Raw genomic sequence first — 21,261 nt, forward strand, 5'->3', positions numbered from 1 at the left:
CCTAAGGACTCTCACATGGAATTTACAACCTACTGGCAGTATAGCGATATGGTGACTAGGACTTTGTTCTTTTTACTACTCGCCTTATCTATCATTTCTTGGGTGACTGGTATCATTCGTGTATTACAAAGTCGCAAGCTGGTGGCTAGTGTCGCCGATGATTTGAGTGCGCAGATTCATAGCAAGCAGGCACGTTTGATTGATACGGATGGTGCGACACGGCGTTTGGTGATTGAGCAGACCTTACTTAAGCATATCGGTCGCTACCGTTTTGCCAGTGAGCGCGGTCTACCTATCCTTGGTACAACGGCAGCAATTGCGCCATTTATCGGATTGTTTGGCACGGTGTGGGGTATTTTTCATGCGCTGCATAATATTGGCGTCAGTGGGCAAGCGGGCTTGGGGCAAGTAGCAGGGCCAGTTGGTGAAGCTCTTATTATGACGGGTTTGGGTATCGCTGTTGCCATTCCAGCGGTGGTGTTTTATAACCTAGCGGTGCGTATCAACCGCCGCGTGATGTACCATGCCAACGATAGAGCGCATGATTTACTGGCGCAATCTGCCGATATTGCGGCTTCTCAGCAATCATCAGCTCAGCAATCAACAGCAGACAGTACGTCTAGTGCGACTCAAACCCAATCAACCAAAAGTATGAGCTCTGAGCAAAAAGCCGTTCAGTCATCTGAACCTTATCATAAGTCAGCGCCATCGCAGCTGTCATGATTGTTTAACAATAAAGCGCTAAGCTAAAGCAGTTTAAAAAAAGCAACGCGAAAATCAGTTGGAAGCACGAGCGGCAAAGACGCTAATTAAAAATATTGAGAATAATTATGGCATTTCAATTGGGTGATGATGACGTTCAAAGCATGAATGAGATGAACCTTATTCCGCTTATCGATATCATGCTGGTATTGATGATTATCTTTTTATTGACGGCGACGGTGCTAAACCCAACCGTCCCCTTAGATTTACCAAAGACCAGTGCTGAGCTAAACCAAGCGCCGCCAGAAGCCATTCAAATTAGCATTGATAAAGATGCGGGTTTATTTTGGGATGATGAGCCTATCAGTATGGAAGCGTTAGCAGCGCGTCTGCAAGCGCAGTCGGCGAGCGGTAAGGATCCGTCTATCCAGCTGCGCGCTGATAAAGAAGGTAAGTATGATACCGTGGCGCAAGTATTGGCGGTTGCCAGCCAAGCGGGGCTAAGTAAGATTGCTTTTGTTAACGAGTAATTTTTTAAAACGTGCAGGACTTAAAAGTAAATGCGCTATGAAAAACAGTCTCTAGAAAAACAGACTGCCAAGATAAACCAGTAGGCTTATTAATAAAAAAATAACCAAGACAATAACAAGAATAATTAAAATAATAACTCTTTTCTCCGGCCTCGCTTGGGCAACCTTGCGAGGTTATCTTTTTTTCAGCTGCCTTTGAGCTAAGCGAATAGCTTATAAGTTGAATGCTTTATATAGCGATTACCAGCCATAGCCAAATGGGCGATAACCATAACCTAAGCGTCCAGAGCCATAACCAAACGGATAGGGCGAGCGCAGATAATCAAGGTCACGCTGGCGGATATAATAGTAACGCCCTTGGGAGTACGCTTCCTCGAGCTTTTCGATACCTTCGAGCGGACAGACAGGCTGCCAATCATAGCCTTCGCGGCCAAGCTTATAAGCATTGAGCTCAGTGCAGTAGTTTTTCAACCCTTGCTGGCGACCTTGTTCCCACAATACGCGGTTTGGCGTTGCGCCAACGACACTTGCGCATTGATTGGTATAGTGCCCAAAGTAAGCACCTGAGCGCCCACGGATACCATCGGCATAGCCGACTTCTTGCCAATTGCTGCTTTGACATTGTTCGGGCGTTAGGTTTTGGGTCGTCGCACAGCCGGATAATGTAAACAAAGCCGCGCCTATTAGCGAGATAGCAAGACGCGGTTTACGCATGATTTTACCGACGCATTTACCTACTTGTGAGGCGGTCGATGAGTTTCGCTTAAGATGATAATTCATAATAAACCTGCGCGTGTTTAAAATTATGGTTTATCATAGCACTTTTTTAGGCGGTCAACTTTTTGCATCTTGTTATCGAATCAGTGGCTTTCTGTACTAAGTATTTGATATGCCACTATAAATAATAAGGCGTTGCTAAGTGTCAGGTTTGCTCAGCATTTCGCTAGTTATCAACGATAGCATTTCAGGGCGCTTGATTTTTAATGGTTTGCGCTCATTATAAGCACCCAGCTAGCAGCCGTTTGTATTTAAGTTTTTTATATCAATAACCACGCTTATAGGTTATTAGCCCTATTTTAATTTATAGCATTACTTCATTTAAGCTAAAAGGTCAGACTGTTATGGGAATATGGATTGCGATCGCCATTGTACTATTCGTATTAGGGAGTATGATGGCGCTCAAACCTAGCGGAATCGACCAGCGTTTGGATAAGCTGCGTATGACGGCGCGTCGCTTACAACTCAATCCCAAGTTAGTTACTTGCCCAGATTGGGTAAAGGGCAAAGACAATGAGTATGGTCGCGGCATGATTGGGCAATATGGTTTGGTGCTGGAGAATATAAAACTGCCACTGACGCGCTATCAGGTGATAGATGGACAATGGCGTCCGGCTAGCAATGCCAGCAGTCATGACATTAATAATAGCGGCGACAATAAAAGCTTACCCGTACAAGCCAATTTTAGCTTAGATAAAGAGCCTTTAGCGCTGCCCGTTGGTATTGAGCCATTTGTAAAAGCATTATTGGTTAAGTCGAATAGCATTATTATTTATTGGGAAGATATTGCCTATGTGCGCCCCATAACCAACCCTGCTTATCAGCAAAAAGCCATTGAAACCGACTTATTAATACTGAAAGAAAACCTTGAGAGATGGGCATTACAGATGCAAAAGCAGCTATAAAAATCGTTGCAAGCTAGCAAATTACTTTTTCGTCTCCATTAAGAGGCAATATGCAAGTCCTTTTGGCAAACTCTCAGTCATTTTCAGTTGACAGCTTAATGCTTAGCAGTGTAACGTCTTTATAACTGTATGTATGCGTTATGGTTATTGTTTGTTTTATAACCGTTTTTATCAGCAGCCCTTACTACAATAATTCGCTGAGCCATTATAACTAACTATTATAAATTGCCATGCTGCTGAATTTATCCTTATTTTAATTTACTTATTATGGTGTCGTCACTTATGGCAAAACCCGCAACCAAAAAAAGTCCAGCTGCGGCTGCTGACAAAACTAAAGACAGTCCAAAGGGCAAGTCTTTGGTGATCGTAGAATCACCCGCCAAAGCAAAAACCATTAACAAATACTTGGGCGATGACTTTATCGTACGCTCAAGTATCGGTCATGTCCGTGATTTGCCAGTGGGCGCGAGCAAAAGCGCGAAGAAGCCAGCGGCGAGCAAAAAAGATGACAGCCTGAGCAAAGAAGAAAAAACCCAACAAGCATTGGTCCGGCGCATGGGCGTTGACCCAGAACATAACTGGGCGGCAGTCTATGAAGTATTGCCTAATAAGACCAAGGTCATCAAAGAGCTTAAAGCCTTAGCCAAAGACGCTGATAAAATCTATCTCGCAACGGATATGGATAGAGAGGGGGAAGCGATTGCTTGGCATCTAAAAGAAGTCATCGGCGGCGCAGACAGTAAGTATGAGCGCGTGGTCTTTAACGAGATTACCAAATCCGCCATTCAAAATGCCTTTAAGCAACCATCAAAACTTGATATTGACCGTGTGAATGCGCAGCAAGCGCGGCGCTTTTTAGACCGCGTGGTTGGTTTTATGGTATCGCCGCTGCTGTGGCAAAAAGTTGCTCGCGGTCTGTCAGCAGGTCGTGTCCAGTCCGTTGCCATGCGTTTGGTGGTTGAGCGTGAGCATGAGATTCGCGCCTTTATTCCAGAAGAATACTGGCAGATTCATGCTGATACCCATATTGCCGATAGTAAAGCCACAGACGCTGAGCAAATTGCGATTCGTTTAGAGGCAACCAAGCAAGGCGGCAAAACGCTAAAGCTTGTCAATAAAGAACAGACCGATAAAGTATTAGCAGTGCTTAACTCAAGCGACTTTATTGTTAAAGAGCGCGAAGAGAAGCCAACGCAATCGCGTCCCAGTGCGCCTTTTATTACCTCGACATTGCAGCAAGCAGCCAGTACGCGCTTAGGTTTTTCAGTTAAGAAAACCATGATTTTGGCGCAGCGTTTATACGAAGCCGGTCATATTACTTATATGCGTACCGACTCGACATTCTTGTCGGGTGATGCATTGGCTGCTGTTCGTGGATATATCGAAGACAGCTATGGCGCAAAATATGTGCCAGAAAAGCCAAACTTCTATGGCAATAAACAAGGCGCACAAGAGGCGCATGAAGCCATTCGTCCGTCTAACGTCAATATGAAATCAACCCAGCTAAAAGGTGTTGAGCGCGATGCAATCCGCCTATATGAGCTGATTTGGCGTCAGTTTGTGGCTTGTCAGATGCTGCCAGCAAAATACCTGTCAGTAAATCTATTCGTCGCTGCCAATGATGTTGAGCTAAAAGCCCGTGGTCGTACCTTAGTGTTTGATGGCTTTACTAAAGTCATGCCACCAGCGAAGACTGACGATACGTTGCTTCCAGATGTCAAAAAAGGCGACAAATTAACGCTAGATAAGCTTGATCCTAGTCAACACTTTACCAAGCCGCCACCGCGCTATACCGAGGCAAGCTTGGTCAAAGAGCTTGAGAAAAAAGGTATCGGTCGTCCATCGACTTACGCCTCTATCATCTCGACCATTCAAGATCGCGGCTATGTGAAGCTTGAAAATAAGCGTTTATTTGCCGAAAAAATGGGCGATATCGTCACCGATAGATTGACGGCAAGTTTCCCAGATTTGATGGATTATACCTTTACCGCCGCATTAGAAGACAAGCTTGACCATGTCGCTGAGGGCGATACCGACTGGAAAGATGTCCTCGATAACTTTTATGGCGACTTTAAAACAACCCTAGATCGTGCCAAAGAAAAAGACGGCATGCGTCCGAATGATCCAACCGATGTGCCCGATGTACATTGCGATATTTGCGATCGTCCGATGCAGCTGCGTACCGGCTCAACGGGTGTGTTCTTAGGTTGTACTGGCTATAACTTACCACCAAAAGAGCGCTGTAAAGGCACTAAGAACTTAATGCCAGTCGAAGCGTTTGCCAATCTTGATGATAGCGACAGCGATGATGAAGCGGCTGAAGTTAAAGATTTGATGGAAAAGAAACGCTGTCCGAAATGCGGTACGGCCATGAACGGCTATATCGTTGATGGGGGTCTTAAGCTACATATCTGCGGTAATAACCCTGATTGTGACGGTTATATCTTAGAAGAAGGTAAGTTTGAAGTACCGGGCTCAGATGCTCCAACCATCGATTGTAATAAATGTGATGGGCAGATGGAGCTAAAAACCGGGCGTTTTGGTCCTTACTTTGCGTGTCAAAAATGTGACAATACCCGCAAAGTACTTAAAACCGGTGAAGCAGCGCCGCCGCGTATGGATCCTATCCATTTGCCAGAGCTGAAATCGACCAAGCATGATGATTACTTTATCTTGCGTGAAGGCGCGGCTGGGATGTTCTTAGCAGCATCTAAGTTCCCGAAAGTACGCGAAACACGTCCGCCAAAGCTTGCTGAGTTACGCGAAATCAAAGATAAAATGGAAGATAAGTTCCAGTATCTGTTCGCAGGTCCAGACGAAGACCCTGATGGCAATCCAACCATTTTGCGCTGGTCGCGGAAGAAAAAAGAGCAGTATATCGGCTCTGAGAAAAACGGCAAAGCCACGCGCTGGGGTGTGTACTGGCGTAATGGTGAATGGGTAGAAGAGTAAACCTGTTTTACTTTTACCATAAATTGCTTTAAATAAAAAAACCTCTTAGATAATCTAAGAGGTTTTTTTATGCTATCAATTTTAATAAAACTAACAGTATTGAGCTTTAAAAGTTATTGGCTAAATACGATTAGTTCTTTTCGATGATACCGCAAGCAACGCGATCGCCTGCATTACCAGCTGGCTGGCTAGTATAGTCGTCAACACCGCTGTGCACGATAAAGGCTAAACGGTTAACACTATATTTACCGGCATCAGCAGCGGAGATTTTCTTATTTACAAAGTTGATAGTAGCAACACCATCGGCATTGGCGGTTAAGTTCGGCAAGTCGCCCGCATGACCATTCATATCATCAGGGTTAGAGTGCGGTTTATTATCTGGATTGAAGTGACCACCTGCCGCTTTACCCATATCAGCACAGCTACCCGTTTCATGGATGTGTAGTGATACCGTTTTACCTGGTTGCAGGTTCATGAGCTTACCGTAGACTTGTACGCCGCCATCAACTGGACGTAGGAATACTTGACCCACTTCATTTTTATTACCAGCGACTGCATTGATAGTAGATTTTAGCGCAGGTTGGCTAAGTGGATTACCGGTTTGCATTTGACCTTCGACGGTTTGACAACCCGTCATTACCAACGCTGAACCACATAATAGGGCACTTGCAAGCATCGTCTTATTCATTATTATCTCCATTTATATTTAATCGTTATGATGAGTTTCTATAGTTTTAGTTAAGATATTCAAATATTGTCTAATACCGCAACCAGTATAGCCAAGCGTTAGATATAGTTATTCATCAAATGCGCAACAATCGGTTAATAAATGTAAGTATCGTATGGGTTTGAAAGTTGTTTACGGTATTTTCTTTACTTCGTTTTGCCATACTAAGGTTGCGCCTGTATCGAGTTTTTGAGTCAGTAAATAATGAGGTAGGCTTGAGGCGTCGAGATTGGTGTTTAGTAATCTTTGCAAGGTTAATTGGCTTTTACTTAACTGTTCAAGTTCTCTAATTTTATCTTCAGCAGCTTCACGTTGAGGACTACAGCCCATCATTGTTTGCGGGCTTGATCCAATTAATAACTTATTGTCAGGCGTTAAAATGTAAGAACCACCAACACCATTACAATCAGAGCTAAAGCCAACATGATGCTCATCGTTATACACTGGGTAAGCAAAATAGGCAGTCACTGGAAAATCTGGACGACTAAGCTCAACGATGGTTTTTTGATTGCTATCGACTGCGCTTACCAATCGCCATTGATATTCTTTTAGAAACTCATAAGTAATGGGTAGTCCCGTTACTGGTCGTAGGGTCTTAAGTGTACCTTCAAATACAAGCTGCTTGTCCTGAACATTTAAGACCAGCTCATAAGGCGTTGGTTTTTTTGGAGTAAGTTTATTCAAAAATGAAAACGATTTTGTTTGTGTAGATGGAGAAGTGATTCTAAGGTTAAAACGTCCTCTGCCGTATTCAGGAAATAATCGTTCTAAATACTGAAAGATATTGTGAGCTGCTTGTTTATCAGTTATTAAGCAAGAAGGCTGCGTAATGGTAGTTACGCCGTATGAGCTGTAAGTGTACTCTTGATAACCATCATGGTTTAAGCGATAGCGCTGGCAGTCATATTTAAACACTAAATTGCTAGGACGCACGTCAAGCATTAACGGCGGTACGGTATCGACATCATTAACAATACCTTGATTGTCTATCCAGCGCACCAATTTCCAATCAAAGCGATTGACACTTTCAACATTTATCACTTGCTCAGATAGTATTGGAGCAGAAGTGCTAGAGCCAGTCACTATTGAGTTAGCAGGTGTAGAATTATCTTTTGCAATATTAGACTGACAACCTATTAATGCTACCGGAAGCGAAGCAGTAAGTAATACAGATAGAGTTAAGCGATTTGAAGTCAGGTGGTTTAACATTATGGCTATTACCAAATAAACATTTGTCTAAAATATAGCACAAGGTCTTAACCAAATTGTTTTTATTATTGCCAAAAAAAAGCCGCCCATCATATGATGAGCGGCTTTTTGATTTATAAGACTGAGTTAATAACTTTTTAGATTAGTTATGCAGCGCTTTGCTTGAGGTTTTATCAACCGTCACTTTCGTAGGCTTAAGCGGCGTTGGCATACTGACCAAAGCAACTTTTAATATCTCATCAATCGTTGCCACTGGCTGAATGGTTAAGCCTTCTTTAACGTTATCAGGGATATCGGCCAAGTCGCGCTCATTACTCGCTGGAATCAAGACGTGCTTGATACCACCACGATGCGCAGCTAACAGCTTCTCTTTGAGACCACCGATGCGTAGGATTTTACCGCGTAAGGTAATCTCGCCTGTCATCGCAATATCTGGGCGAATGGCAATACCTGTCAAGGCAGAGACCAACGCTGTGGTTAGTGCACCACCAGCCGATGGGCCGTCTTTGGGCGTCGCGCCTTCTGGCATATGCACGTGGACGTCAGTAGTCTTAAAGGTCTCATAATCGATACCTAAGCTGTCACCGCGGGCACGCACCACACTCATCGCTGCACGAATCGACTCTTTCATCACATCGCCGAGTGAACCGGTAAAGCTTAGCTCGCCTTTACCTTTCATCGCCACCGCTTCGATGGTTAATAGCTCGCCACCGACTTGTGTCCAAGCAAGACCCGTAATACGACCAATCTCAGGCTCTTCTTCTGCTAGACCGTAGTCGTACTGATGGACGCCTAGATAGTCATCGATGTTTTTGTCATCGACCACGATTAGCTGACGTTCTGCTTTCTTCGGAGCACGTGCGCCATGGGTTTCAACCGAACCGCGAACGACTTTACGGCAGATTTTATTGACTTCACGCTCAAGGTTACGCACACCGGCTTCACGGGTATAGCTACGTACGATGCTATGCAATGCCGCTTCTACAATCTCAATTTCACCTTCTTTGAGACCGTTGTTTTTAATCGCTTTTGGCACAAGATATTTCTGCGCAATATTGACCTTTTCTTCTTCGGTATAACCCGGTAGACGAATGACTTCCATACGGTCAAGCAGGGCAGGCGGGATATCCATGCTGTTGGCAGTACAGATAAACATCACTTGCGATAAATCTAAGTCCATATCTAAATAATGGTCGTTAAAGGTATCGTTCTGTGATGGATCGAGCACTTCAAGCAAGGCTGACGCTGGATCGCCGCGGAAGTCTTGCGCCATTTTATCGATTTCATCTAATAAAAATAGCGGGTTTTTAACTTCGACTTTAGCCAATGACTGCACAATTTTACCCGGCATCGCGCCGATATAAGTACGGCGATGACCACGGATTTCCGCTTCATCACGGACGCCGCCAAGCGCCATACGCACAAACTTACGACCAGTAGCGCGCGCAATCGACTCACCCAACGAGGTTTTACCAACACCCGGAGGACCAACTAAACAAAGAATCGGACCGCGCAGTTTTTTCACCCGCGACTGTACAGCGAGGTATTCTAAGATGCGGTCTTTTACATCTTGTAAACCATAATGGTCTTCGTCTAATACCGTTTTAGCTTTTTCTAAATTAATCGAAACTTTGGTCGTCGCATTCCACGGCGTATCCAAAATCCACTCAATATAGTTGCGCACCACTGACGATTCACTCGATGCAGGTGGCATCATTTTGAGTTTCTTCAGCTCTTGCTCTGCTTTTTTGCGCACATCTTCTGGCAAGTCAGCATCTTCTAGGCGCTGCTCAAGCTCAGCTACATCGTCTTCACCATCGAACGCACCGTCATTCATATCTGACAGCTCATTCTTGATGGCTTTCATTTTCTCGTTTAAGAAGTACTCACGCTGGTTGTCTTCCATTTGCTGACGAACCGCATCTTGGATATCTTGCTCGATATTTTGCTCAGCGCTTTGCTTCACTAAGTACTCGGTCAAGGTATTGATGTGGGTTTTGATATCGTCTTCTTCTAAAAACGATTGCTTAATATCCAAATCCATCGACACGCGGGTTGAGATGAAATAGACCAATTCAAGCAAATCATCGATGCGTTTTGCCACACGAGTTAGCTCACGAGCATTACGTAGACGGGCGTCGGCATAGCCTTCAAACAACGTTGTTAAGGCTTGGATGGTGTTTTTTTGCTGGCTCTCATCCATACTGACATCGAGGTCAGCACGGTCAAAGCTTGCCATCAATAGCTCGTCATGATTTTCAATGTTATTGACGCGCGCGCGGTATTGACCTTCAATCAATACTTTGATGCAATTTTCATCGCTATCATGCGGCATGGTGCTGACGATGCGGCACACAGTTCCGTACTGATACAAGTTGTCTTGATCAATATCTTCGGTCAGCGAGTCTTTTTGTGCCACGACCAATACTTTATTACCATATTCGGCTTGTGCCAATTCAACGGCTTTTACCGAGGGCGCACGACCGACAAACAAGGCAATCTGCATATGCGGATAAACAACCACATCGCGTAATGCCAGTAGCGGTAGATAGTTTTCTTCAGCGTCTTTAGCTTTAATGTCTTCAGAATAGCTGTCTTTACTCTCACTGTCTTCGACAGTTTCGTTTTTAACCGTTTCAGACGCCGACTCGTTTTCCAACATATCGTCAGATGAGATATTTAGCGCAGTATCATCAGAAACGTTAGATGAAACGTCGACATCGATGTCGATATTGTCTTGGGCAATTTTATGTTCACTCATATATTCTTCCTCGTTCACCAGACTTGTAAAGTCAAGTTAGTGGTTCATGTTTAGATAAATGGTGCTGCTAAATGAAATTGCAAGGCTATATGACCAACCGCAAGGAGAATATTGCGCCTTTATTTGCATTGTCGCTGATGTCTGCTAGGTTTTGCGCGTGGGCTTTATGGCTAAAATCAGGTAAAATGACGCGCGTCTTAACCGCTCCGTTCAAATAGCAACTATATGGATTAACGTGTGAGTTAAAACGCTAGGGCGAAATAAATAGGTCGGCAATGTGACAATAGCGTGTCAATAGCGGGCCACAAAACATAGGGTAAGGGGCGAGAATATGACCATCAATGCGGTGCTACTAGCGGTAGTCGTCATGCTAGGGCTGTCTTTAGCGCGGGTACACGTGGTACTCAGTTTATTAATCGGGGCGCTGGCAGGTGGGCTGATTGCTGGTCTTGGCATGACCGATACCTTAAATGCTTTTCAAGAAGGTATCCGTAATGGCGCGCAAATTGCGCTGTCTTATGCTTTATTGGGTGCTTTTGCAGTAGCGATTGCGCATTCGGGCTTGCCGCAATCCTTGGCAGGAGCGGTCATCAAGCGCATTGATGCCGGTGGCACCAGTGGCATGATTAAATACATGCTGTTTGCCGGTCTGGTTACCATGAGCTGCTTTAGCCAAAACTTAATCCCGATTCATATCGCCTTTATTCCACTGCTTGTACCGCCTTTATTGCTTGCCTTTAACCGCATGCAAATCGATAGACGCCTGATTGCCTGTCTGATTACTTTTGGTCTGGTGACCACTTATATGTTTATCCCTTATGGCTTTGGCGATATTTATCTTAATCAAATCATGCTTAAAAACGTCGGTGAAGCCGGTATTGATGTATCGAATATTTCGGTCACCAAAGCCATGGCGATTCCGGCACTTGGCATGCTCGTTGGTTTGCTAGTGGCGGTATTTATCAGCTATCGTAAGCCGCGCCAGTATCAGCAGTTGGCCATCGATAAACAAGCTCGCGATGCGGTAGTAGAAAAAGATGCTTTAAGCAAAACAGCAGCCGGCGCACAAACGCAAAGTAAAATGAAAACGATTGTTGCGCTCATTGCTATCGTCACCGCTTTTGTCGTACAGCTCTATACTGATTCATTATTGCTAGGCTCAATGTTTGGTTTTGGCGTCTTTATGGCAACCGGCGTGGTTAAATGGCGTGATGCCGATACCGTTTTTAATGACGGTATCAAGCTGATGGCGATGATTGGCTTTATTATGATTACCGCCCAAGGTTTTGCCGAAGTCATGAAAGCGACCGAACAGATTCAACCATTGGTTGATGGCGCGGCGTCATTGTTTGCGGGTAATAAAGCGATGGCCGCATTTATTATGCTATTGATTGGCTTGATTGTGACCATGGGAATTGGTTCGTCATTCTCGACCATTCCTATTTTGGCGGCGATTTATGTACCGCTATGTATCTCTTTAGGGTTCTCACCTTTAGCAACCATTGCGATTATTGGTACAGCCGGCGCGCTTGGCGATGCCGGTTCGCCTGCGTCAGACTCGACGCTTGGACCAACCTCTGGTCTAAATATCGATGGCCAACACGACCATATTAAGGACAGTGTGGTACCAACCTTTATCCATTACAATATTCCGTTATTGGTATTTGGTTGGATTGCGGCGATGGTGCTTTAATCAATAATCTAGACTTTGACAATAGATATAAAAAAGGCGAGTGATTTTATAATCATTCGCCTTTTTTGATTTTTTATAAAAGTTTAATTTATATTTTTCTCAGTTGCGTAGGGCACACCCTACAAATTGCTCGATATTATTCATTTGCCACTATCAGTATTATCCTCATCAAAATCCCCAATCTCACCAGTTAAACTATTTAAAAAAGCATCACTGTCAGCCAGTAATTCATTTAAGCGTTTCTCATTAATCACCTTTGCCAATTCGTCGGAGTTGAAGGCTTGTTCTTGACTGTAGTAGAGTTTCTCTCTAGCGTCATCATTTCCCAATGCTTGTAAGTACGTATCAACACTATCAGCGCTAGATGCTTTGTCGTTGGACATTTTGATCTGATTTCTTTTAAACCACCTTAAGCCACTTGGCGTAATTAAGCCATCTAGCGGCACATCCCACACTTGGCGCTCAAGCTGCTCAACCATCTGAAAGTCGTAGCACCAGCCAATTTTTAACGGTTTTTTTAACCCTGCCTGATGGCTTTTGCCAAGCGTTGTATCATAAAAACCGCCACCCATGCCCATACGATTGCCATTTTTATCAACCGCCACGAGCGGACAAATAATCATATCTAACTCACGCGCCCAAAGTAACCTGCGATGATGGTTTTGCTTCATACCTAAGCTATGGATACGTGACGGTACATTCAATAGTTTTTTATGATAAATAGGCACAAAGCGCAGGCGTTTATCATCATTACCATTTCTAGTACGACCGAGCGAACCAACCACTGGCAAGTAAGGTAAATAGCCTAAGCGTTTACACCAGTCCAACAGTGGCTGAGTGGGCAGCTCACCAAAGCCATCATAATATAAGCCAATACGCGCACGCAGCGGTAAGCGTTGTTGCAATTTAATTAAATGTAAACTTGCCATGCGCGCATATTGTCTACGTTCGCCAGCCGTTAATTGCCGACGCTGGCGGGTAAATTGTCGTCTAGGCGGATTACTTAAGCTATCAGCGGTTTTGATATCGTTTTTAGAGCGAGCGTCATCAGTCGCGAACTGAGATAAAGAATCAGATAATGCAGTAGCAGAATGTTGTTCGCTGGTGTTTTTAGACATCAGTTAGCCTCACGGACTTGGAGAAATTTGTGATAAGTCATGCTATCATAACGCCACTTTACATCGTATTTTCCTTTATGTGCAGCGTGTGTTGCACTTTTTTCAAAGCAGCTATACAACAAACCATCAAAGAGGGTAGTTATGTCGACACAGAATCAGGCAACTCGTACCGAAAAAGATACCATGGGCAACGTGGAAGTCCCAGCTGACGCTTATTGGGGTGCGCAAACTCAGCGTAGCCGTGAGAACTTTAAAATCGGTGGCGAGACGTTGCCACGTCCGATGATTGAAGCAATGGCGCTAGTGAAAAAAGCCGCTGCGATTACCAATGCGAGCCTTGAGCGTATCGAAGGCGATAAGCGCGACTTAATCGTCCAAGCTGCTGACGAAGTCATCAACGGTGGTTTAACCGATCAGTTCCCATTGGTTGTATGGCAGACGGGTTCTGGTACGCAGTCAAACATGAACATGAACGAAGTATTGGCCAACCGTGCTAATGAGATTGCTGGTAATGAGCGCGGCAGCTACACGCCAATTCATCCAAATGACCATGTCAACCATGCACAATCTACCAACGACAGCTTCCCAACGGCGATTCGTGTTGCCGCTGCTCGTGAAATCAATAGCCTGCTTATTCCAGCGGTAAAAGCATTGCGCGATACACTAGACGCCAAAGCCAAAGAATTTGATAGCATCGTTAAAATCGGTCGTACGCATCTGCAAGACGCGACTCCTTTGACCTTAGGCCAAGAATTCAGCGGTTATGTGAGCCAGCTTGACCATTCATTGACTCGTATTGATAACGCGTTACAAGGTCTATATGAATTGCCACTAGGCGGCACTGCGGTTGGTACTGGTTTAAACGCTCACCCTGATTATGCGGTAAAAGCAGCTGAACAGTTATCAACCTTGACTGGTCTGCCGTTTGTCACCTCACCAAATAAATTTGAAGCACTAGCGGCTCGTGATGCTGAAGTATTTGCTTCTGGCGCATTAAAAACGCTAGCAGGTAGCTTAAATAAAATCGCTAACGACGTACGTTGGTTGGCATCAGGTCCTCGTTGTGGTCTAGGCGAGTTGACGATTCCTGAAAATGAGCCAGGCTCATCTATCATGCCGGGTAAAGTAAACCCAACCCAATCAGAAGCAATGACCATGGTTGTCGCGCAAGTGATGGGTAACGACGTTACTATCAGCATGGCTGGCGCGTCAGGTAACTTTGAGCTTAACGTTTATAAGCCAGTGATTGCCTTTAACTTATTGCAATCTATCAAATTGCTTGGTGATGCGTGCAACAGCTTTAATGAAAACTGTGCCGTTGGCATTGAGCCTGTCAAAGACAAAATCGATGACTTCTTGCATAACTCATTAATGCTAGTCACCGCATTGAACCGTCATGTTGGTTATGAAAACGCAGCAAAAATCGCCAAGACTGCTTATAAAGAAAACAAAACTTTGAAGCAAGTTGCCGTTGAGTTAGAGCTGTTAACTGAAGCGCAGTTTGATGAGTGGGTAACGCCAGCTGATATGGTACACCCTTCTTAATATCAATCCAAAAACCTGATTAGCATTGTCTTTCTCGCTACTCAGTTTTTTAAATTTGATATTTTAAGCCATAAAAAGACCTTGCCATCCTTTATAAACGGATGTGCAGGGTCTTTTTTTATCTATCAATTGAAGCACATACATCGAGAGAAACAATGTCTTACGCTCAGACAACAAGCAAACCAATAGTTATAACAGCGCAAACAAAATTTTGGTTATAATGAGCGCATAGATAAGGGCTCGTGAATTACATTTCTTAAAACACGATAAAGACAATAAGAGCGAACGATCAGACTAACTAAAAATAGTTCGCCGCTAACGTCCATGTTTTTCTTATCTATGACCATTCTAATTATATCATTGAGGTAATTTATGAAAAAGTTAACTGCCGCTCTATCATCAGCTGGTATTTTGATGGCAATGTTGGGTTCTGGTTCTGCCATGGCCTACTCGGACCAAGTGATGGAGCCAAGCGAGAGTTATGATAGCGCTGTTAAACACAGACAGGTCAACTATACTTGCCAAAACAACAAGAAAGTTAGCGTGACTTATGGTTTTAACAAGCAAAACCTACCGACCTTTGCAGAAGCCAATCTGAATGGCAAAAAAAGATTTTTACCCATTAACTTAGGTCGTTCTGACACGGTTGATACCGTGTTTGGTGATGAAGAAAACTTTAGTATTATGACTGGCGCACTGCGTTTAAATAACTATCATAAATCATCGGCTAATATCCAAGATGCCAGCAGTGAAATCATCTATAAAGGCTGTAATGTTAAATCTATCAAAAAGCTTAAAGGCTAGTTTTTAGCAGGCTGATAAATTTAGAGAGTTTAAAAAGACCTTGTCACATAACGCGACAAGGTCTTTTTTTTGGTCTGCCATTAAAAACGTTGCAGAGCGTAAATTACTACTCCTAGATAGTGCAACTATGCTTGAAGACTTAAAAGCTCCATCCGGCAACCGACTAGAAGCTTTGCGTGGTGACAGAGAAGGTCAGCACAGTATTCGTATCAATGGGCAATGGCGATTGTGCTTTACTTGGATAGAACAAGGCGCTACTAACGTAGAAATCGTGGATTATCATTGATTCTATGAAAAATGTTATTAAAAATATCGAAGAGAGCACACTATGAATAAGAACGGTATGTGTCTTATTCATCCGGGTGAAGTACTACGAGAAGACTTTCTTTAACCGCTCGATATGAGCGCCAATGCATTGGCGATAAAGCTTGCTGTCACACCTGCACGTATCAATGAAATCATACGTGAGAAGCGTAGCATTACAGCAGATACTGCCCTGCGTTTAGCCAAGTATTTTGGTGGTAGCGCTCAGTTTTGGCTAAATCTGCAATCTACTTATGAGCTGCGTTTGGTTGAGACTGATAATCTTCAGTTCTTGGATGATATTGAGCCTATTAAATACGCTTAAGCCAAATATGATAGGGTAAGCAAAAAAAGGGCACATGATAAACTCATGTGCCCTTAGCTATTTAAGCAATTTATTTAGCTTATTATCGAAACTTGTTAGTTATTATTTAATTTCAAGCTTCTTACGATCTGAGCCGGTCTCTTTTGGCAGTACCAACTGCAATACGCCATTTTCATATGACGCTTCTGCCTCATCGACTTTTACCTTATCTGGCAACTGGAAGCTACGTGAGACTGAGCCAAAGTAACGCTCATTGCGTAGTATCTTATTGCCTTCTTTTTGCTCGTCTTTTTGTTCGATTTCTGCACTAATAGAGACAATATCTCCAGTAATGGATAAATCAATGTCTTCTTTAGCGACGCCAGGAATCTCAGCATTGACGTAAAACTTATTGTCTTTTTCGTTGACATCAATCTTGATTTGGTTGGCGCTAGGTAGTGCATCACCATGTAGGGGACGCATCAAAAAGCTAGGTGCCATATCATCAAAGAAGTTGTCAAAGATAGAATTGCGTGTGATTAACTGACTCATAACAGTCTCCTTATGTTTGATAGTTTACAGTGTATCTTGCCTACTATATATATGAAGCTGGTCTACAGGATTTCAAGGCCGATTTTCCTTACCATAGATATTTACCGAATTACCAGCGACTATTAGCAGCATACCAAGTATCAAAGCCACGCTAAAGTGCTCAGCATATAAGAGTACGCCAATGAGTGAGATGAGCGGTAATCTGAACATATCCATAGTGACCACGAATGTGACCTCTGCATGTTGCATGGCTTTAGTCATACAATAATGTGCCGATAGCGCCGTGACACCTATAATGACGAGCCATAGCCACTGAATACCTGCTGGCGTTGTCCACCCTTTTATAAATAAAAGTAGTCCCAGAGGGGCTTGTATTAAACACATCATAAAAATGATGCTGATTGGGTTTTCAGTATTGGATAACGATTTTGTGGCCACATGGGAAAAGGCATAGCAAATAGCCGCACCCAAAACCATTAATGACCCATAACGGGCTACCTCTAAGCTTGGCTGTACGATGACTATTACGCCTAGAATGCCTAGTAATACGGCAATAACCTTTCTTACAGTTATAGACTCTTTTAAGAAGAAATACGAGATGATTATCGTCCAAAGGGGCACGGTAAATTCAATAGCAAAAACAGTGGCTAATGGAAGTAGTCCTATGCCTAAGAACCAGCCATATTGTCCCGCGAAATGAAATAAGTTTCTCACTAAGTGTAATTTAATACGCTTGGGTAATAAAAAGCTGCTCTTTTTTGATAAAAACATTATTGGCAATAATACTAGCAAGCCTACGATACTTCGGAAGAATAAAATCTGAAAAATACCAATTTGACTATTTAGCTCACGAGCACCAATGGCCATTAAACAAAATGAGGTGAGTGCTCCAATCACCCAGAGAGTAGCGTGGAACATAATGGTGCAATCCTGTATATAAAATCAAATCTGGAATTTATATGATAGGCTAGTGTCTCATATCAACGAATTAACACAATAAAAAAGCCAAGCAAAATGCTCGGCTTTTCTTATCACACTTTCAAAATGCTAAAACTTATACAAAAGTCCTAGCGTCGTTGTTGCATCAGTACGCGAGTCAACCATTGGACTGTCATATTGCTCATTTGGCAGATAGCTTAAGCTTTGATTGGCAAATCCTGCCCAGCGCTCATTAAAATCATAATTAGCACTAATATTGATATAAGGGTTTAAGCTATTATTTGACTCATAAGCAGTGACGCCTGTCTTCGCTGACTCTTGCGCACTAACGCCATAATAATAGTTATTGTAGTCAGCATCATGATACTCAAAGCCAATGCTTGGATAGACCGTCAGCTTATCTTTAGTGATTTTGGCAAGATAGGTCAAGCGCGCCGTATTGCCGCCACTATTATCTAAAACGTCAGTCGCGACTTGCAGGCGGAAACCGCCCACAGGCGTACGACGTAGATACGATAGACCGGCAGCGGCTGAAGCCTTACGTTTATCCAGACCTTGCAGCGCGCCAGTCGCATCATCAGGATCGAATTCACTGCCATCGAGCTGAGCATAAGCGGCTAGCTGATTGGTGCCATCATTGATGATATAAGCACCTGCTTGCGCACCGCGTGCATAGATTCTGTTGTTATCATAAAACACACCCGGCAATACTTTTATGTCGGTGCTGTCTTCCAAATCATAAGCTGACTTGACTGCCATGACGTTGACGCCGACGCTTAAAATGGCATCTTTATCAGTCGGTAAGTTGTTTTTAAACAGTGCGGCATTAGAGATGCTGGCGACACTAAATAGGGCAGTGGCGGTCAATGCGCTAAGGACAGTGCGCGTCAACGGTTTCGATAGCGCTGATGATTTAAACATGATTTGCTCTCATAAGTGGGTGGGATAAATAGAATAATAAATAAGTCTGGCATTTTACTCAATGGCTGCTAGCACTTGTAATATTTGCTGATGAATATCTTGCCACCACCATATAAAGCCGATACTGATCAGCAGCATGACCAGCCACGGTAGCAATTGCCAAATAAGCGTCGATTTGGTCGCTGTTTGTTGTTGGTTAATTTTGCTGTGATTAAGGCTTGCGTGATTAGCATTCACATTTATAGGTAAGTTTACAGCAGAGTCATGATTAAAACTGCTGTTATTATCAAAATTACCCTCATTATCAAAGCGAGGAGCGAGGGTAGAAGCGGGGGTGGAAAAGTCAGTATCGCTACTTACAGGAGAATTGATATACGTCGTTTGATAAATGTCTTGAGGTGCGCTAGGTACATGCTGTAGCGTAGCAGCCAACCGCTGACGGTAGGCAATGGCAAACGCCAATGCAATCACCAATCCCGTGACCGCGCCACCAATATGACCCGCATTATCAATCCCCGGTACGGCAAAGCCATATACCAAATTGATGCCCATAATAATGATTAGGCTTTTCAGATTGAGCACCATGCCATTGACTGATATTTTAAACAGTGCGGCTATCAATAGCGCGGCACCGATACCCATGATACCGCCAGACGCGCCCGCAGATATGCCCGGTTGTCCAGTGCCATCTAAGATGCCTTGCCACGTAATATGGTTGTTCAGTAGGTTGCCACCGATTGCCGCCAGTAAAAATAACGCCAAAAACTTCGCTGAGCCAAACATCGGCTCGGCGATTTGCCCAAAGAAATACATGGCAAAACCATTAAACAATAAATGCATCAGACCGATATGCAAAAAGGCACTACTTGCCAAGCGCCATGGTTCACTGTCCATGGTATAAGGCAGAGCATTGGCGCCCCATTTTAGCAATTCTTCAGTCGATGGATTATTGGCATCGACGCCGCTCAGCACCTGCATGATAAATAGCCCGATAAAGCTGACTAATAGCAAAGTGGTAACGGGCGCGGTTTTTAATAATTGTTGAATGGTCATAAACGCAAACTATCAATAGAAAGTGATGAGTAGAGTATAAAGGCTAGGGTTAGGGCGTGTCACCCATAAGTGGGTTATAGTCGATTCAACTTCAAAACGATATAGGGTTGCTAGAATAAATTTTTCGAAGCCTCTGGAGTGCGAAGCACACAGCAAGCAAGGAAAATTTATTCTAGCAGCACGCTATTTTGAGCATATCCTTTTTACATCGAACTGAATATATCAATATTTAATAAAGTTGGGTTTTTTAATAAGGACTAGCTTTTTAATAAGCATGAGTTTTAAGGTTCTCATAAGTGCCTTTGACCAAAATGTCATCCGTCACTTGATTGATATCGGTATGACCGCAAAACGCCATGCTGATATCACACTCGTTATAAATAAGCTCTAGCGCACGGCGCACACCATCTTCACCATAAGCGCCAAGTCCATACAAAAACGCGCGACCAATCATTGTACCATTGGCGCCTACAGCGAGTGCTTTGAGCACATCTTGACCGGAGCGAATACCACTATCGAGCCAAATCTCGATATTGCTATTTTCTGCTCGTACCGCTTGCACGATATCAGCGAGCGCGGCAATGGAAGACAACGCCCCATCGAGCTGACGTCCACCATGGTTTGAAACCACCAACGCATCGGCACCGCTACGGGCAGCCATGATGGCGTCTTCAGGTTCCATGATGCCTTTGATAATGAGCTTGCCGCCCCACATATCTTTAATGCGTGCGACGTCATCCCAGCTTAGCGCCGGGTCAAACTGTTCAGCCGTCCATGCCGATAGCGATGAGATATCCTCGACGTTTTTGGCATGGCCGACGATATTACCAAAGCTATGCCGTTTGGTGCCGAGCATATTCATGCACCATTGTGGCTTGGTCATGAGGTTTAATATATTAGCAAGCGTAGGTTTTGGCGGCGCAGATAGACCGTTTTTGATGTCTTTATGGCGTTGACCGAGGACTTGTAAATCCGCGGTTAAGATAAGTGCGGAACAATTGGCCGCCTTAGCGCGGCGAATCAGATTTGCCATAAACTCTTGGTCGCGCATCACATAGAGCTGAAACCAAAACGGCGCAGTAGTGTTTTCTGCGACATCTTCGATAGAGCAGATACTCATGGTTGAAAGCGAGAAGGGCACGCCAAATTTCTCCGCTGCCCGTGCGGCGTGAATCTCACCATCGGCCCACATCATGCCAGTAAAGCCAGTTGGGGCGATAGCAACGGGCATTTTGACTTTTGAGCCTAGCATATCAGTGGCAAGCGAGCGCCCTTCCATATTGACCAGAACCCTTTGGCGCAATTTAATACGGTCAAAGTCGGTTTCATTGTTGCGATAAGTGGTCTCAGTCCATGAGCCCGAATCGACGTAATCATAAAACATGCGTGGTACTTTACGCTCGGCAACACGGCGCAAATCCTCAATTTCCGTTATTTTTTTTAAATCTTTCATAAGTTTCTCATTA

The 21,261-nt window shown here is 43.9% G+C and carries 19 protein-coding genes; 9 read left to right on the forward strand and 10 right to left on the reverse strand.

The window, feature by feature from the left end; translation table 11 throughout:
* Positions 1-15: 15 nt before the first annotated feature.
* Both B3Q63_RS12180 and B3Q63_RS12185 read left to right on the forward strand, forming a co-directional pair.
* Positions 16-723, forward strand: a complete 708-nt coding sequence (locus B3Q63_RS12180) for a MotA/TolQ/ExbB proton channel family protein (RefSeq protein WP_296177139.1) — start codon at positions 16-18, stop codon at positions 721-723.
* Positions 724-830: 107 nt separating this feature from the next.
* On the forward strand, positions 831-1,232 hold the full coding sequence (locus tag B3Q63_RS12185) for an ExbD/TolR family protein (protein ID WP_296177144.1): 402 nt from the start codon (positions 831-833) through the stop codon (positions 1,230-1,232).
* 240 nt (positions 1,233-1,472) lie between these two features.
* Here the strand turns inward: B3Q63_RS12185 and B3Q63_RS12190 are convergent, their stop codons facing one another.
* Positions 1,473-2,012, reverse strand: coding sequence for a DUF2799 domain-containing protein (locus tag B3Q63_RS12190; protein WP_296177146.1), 540 nt, complete (start codon positions 2,010-2,012; stop codon positions 1,473-1,475).
* Between the two features lie 341 nt (positions 2,013-2,353).
* On the opposite strand from B3Q63_RS12190, the gene B3Q63_RS12195 reads away from it, so the two are divergent.
* Together B3Q63_RS12195 and topA are read left to right on the forward strand one after the other, a co-directional pair.
* On the forward strand, positions 2,354-2,914 hold the full coding sequence (locus tag B3Q63_RS12195) for a hypothetical protein (protein WP_271134556.1): 561 nt from the start codon (positions 2,354-2,356) through the stop codon (positions 2,912-2,914).
* Between the two features lie 282 nt (positions 2,915-3,196).
* Entirely contained in the window at positions 3,197-5,866 is a 2,670-nt protein-coding gene (gene topA, locus B3Q63_RS12200) for a type I DNA topoisomerase (protein ID WP_296177149.1), read from the forward strand.
* Between the two features lie 130 nt (positions 5,867-5,996).
* On the opposite strand, the gene B3Q63_RS12205 is transcribed toward topA, so the two are convergent.
* The 3 genes from B3Q63_RS12205 to lon form a co-directional block, all read right to left on the reverse strand.
* Positions 5,997-6,554 carry a superoxide dismutase family protein gene (locus B3Q63_RS12205; RefSeq protein WP_183620600.1) on the reverse strand — a complete coding sequence of 186 codons (558 nt, stop codon included), beginning with the start codon at positions 6,552-6,554 and terminating at the stop codon, positions 5,997-5,999.
* Positions 6,555-6,725: 171 nt separating this feature from the next.
* On the reverse strand, positions 6,726-7,802 hold the full coding sequence (locus tag B3Q63_RS12210) for an META domain-containing protein (protein WP_290187756.1): 1,077 nt from the start codon (positions 7,800-7,802) through the stop codon (positions 6,726-6,728).
* Positions 7,803-7,944: 142 nt separating this feature from the next.
* Positions 7,945-10,563, reverse strand: a complete 2,619-nt coding sequence (gene lon, locus B3Q63_RS12215; protein WP_296177153.1) for an endopeptidase La — start codon at positions 10,561-10,563, stop codon at positions 7,945-7,947.
* A gap of 331 nt (positions 10,564-10,894) precedes the next feature.
* On the opposite strand from lon, the gene B3Q63_RS12220 reads away from it, so the two are divergent.
* Positions 10,895-12,256 carry a Na+/H+ antiporter family protein gene (locus B3Q63_RS12220; protein WP_296177156.1) on the forward strand — a complete coding sequence of 454 codons (1,362 nt, stop codon included), beginning with the start codon at positions 10,895-10,897 and terminating at the stop codon, positions 12,254-12,256.
* Positions 12,257-12,396: 140 nt separating this feature from the next.
* On the opposite strand, the gene B3Q63_RS12225 is transcribed toward B3Q63_RS12220, so the two are convergent.
* Positions 12,397-13,374 carry a 5-formyltetrahydrofolate cyclo-ligase gene (locus B3Q63_RS12225; protein ID WP_296177160.1) on the reverse strand — a complete coding sequence of 326 codons (978 nt, stop codon included), beginning with the start codon at positions 13,372-13,374 and terminating at the stop codon, positions 12,397-12,399.
* A gap of 141 nt (positions 13,375-13,515) precedes the next feature.
* On the opposite strand from B3Q63_RS12225, the gene fumC reads away from it, so the two are divergent.
* From fumC to B3Q63_RS12245, 4 genes are all read left to right on the forward strand, one after another.
* On the forward strand, positions 13,516-14,919 hold the full coding sequence (gene fumC / locus B3Q63_RS12230) for a class II fumarate hydratase (protein WP_296177163.1): 1,404 nt from the start codon (positions 13,516-13,518) through the stop codon (positions 14,917-14,919).
* 372 nt (positions 14,920-15,291) lie between these two features.
* Positions 15,292-15,723, forward strand: a complete 432-nt coding sequence (locus B3Q63_RS12235; protein WP_201628138.1) for a DUF7606 domain-containing protein — start codon at positions 15,292-15,294, stop codon at positions 15,721-15,723.
* A gap of 40 nt (positions 15,724-15,763) precedes the next feature.
* Entirely contained in the window at positions 15,764-16,009 is a 246-nt protein-coding gene (locus B3Q63_RS12240; protein ID WP_296177169.1) for a type II toxin-antitoxin system RelE/ParE family toxin, read from the forward strand.
* 114 nt (positions 16,010-16,123) lie between these two features.
* Complete coding sequence (locus B3Q63_RS12245) at positions 16,124-16,351, forward strand: HigA family addiction module antitoxin (RefSeq protein ID WP_201563115.1); 228 nt, start codon at positions 16,124-16,126, stop codon at positions 16,349-16,351.
* Positions 16,352-16,453: 102 nt separating this feature from the next.
* Here B3Q63_RS12245 and B3Q63_RS12250 read toward each other — a convergent pair whose 3' ends face one another.
* The 5 genes from B3Q63_RS12250 to B3Q63_RS12270 all read right to left on the reverse strand — a co-directional run bounded on the left by B3Q63_RS12250 (position 16,454) and on the right by B3Q63_RS12270 (position 21,248).
* Positions 16,454-16,882: an Hsp20/alpha crystallin family protein gene (locus tag B3Q63_RS12250; protein WP_296177174.1), complete on the reverse strand. Its 429-nt coding sequence runs from the start codon at positions 16,880-16,882 to the stop codon at positions 16,454-16,456.
* 72 nt (positions 16,883-16,954) lie between these two features.
* Positions 16,955-17,800: a DMT family transporter gene (locus B3Q63_RS12255; RefSeq protein ID WP_296177176.1), complete on the reverse strand. Its 846-nt coding sequence runs from the start codon at positions 17,798-17,800 to the stop codon at positions 16,955-16,957.
* A 129-nt stretch (positions 17,801-17,929) separates the two neighbouring features.
* Positions 17,930-18,742, reverse strand: coding sequence for a MipA/OmpV family protein (locus B3Q63_RS12260; protein ID WP_201628134.1), 813 nt, complete (start codon positions 18,740-18,742; stop codon positions 17,930-17,932).
* Between the two features lie 54 nt (positions 18,743-18,796).
* Complete coding sequence (locus tag B3Q63_RS12265) at positions 18,797-19,795, reverse strand: rhomboid family intramembrane serine protease (protein WP_296177179.1); 999 nt, start codon at positions 19,793-19,795, stop codon at positions 18,797-18,799.
* Between the two features lie 265 nt (positions 19,796-20,060).
* On the reverse strand, positions 20,061-21,248 hold the full coding sequence (locus B3Q63_RS12270; protein WP_296177182.1) for an alpha-hydroxy acid oxidase: 1,188 nt from the start codon (positions 21,246-21,248) through the stop codon (positions 20,061-20,063).
* Between the last annotated feature and the right edge of the window lie 13 nt (positions 21,249-21,261).

The organism is Psychrobacter sp. UBA2769, from assembly GCF_002352555.1.
Lineage (GTDB): Bacteria > Pseudomonadota > Gammaproteobacteria > Pseudomonadales > Moraxellaceae > Psychrobacter > Psychrobacter maritimus.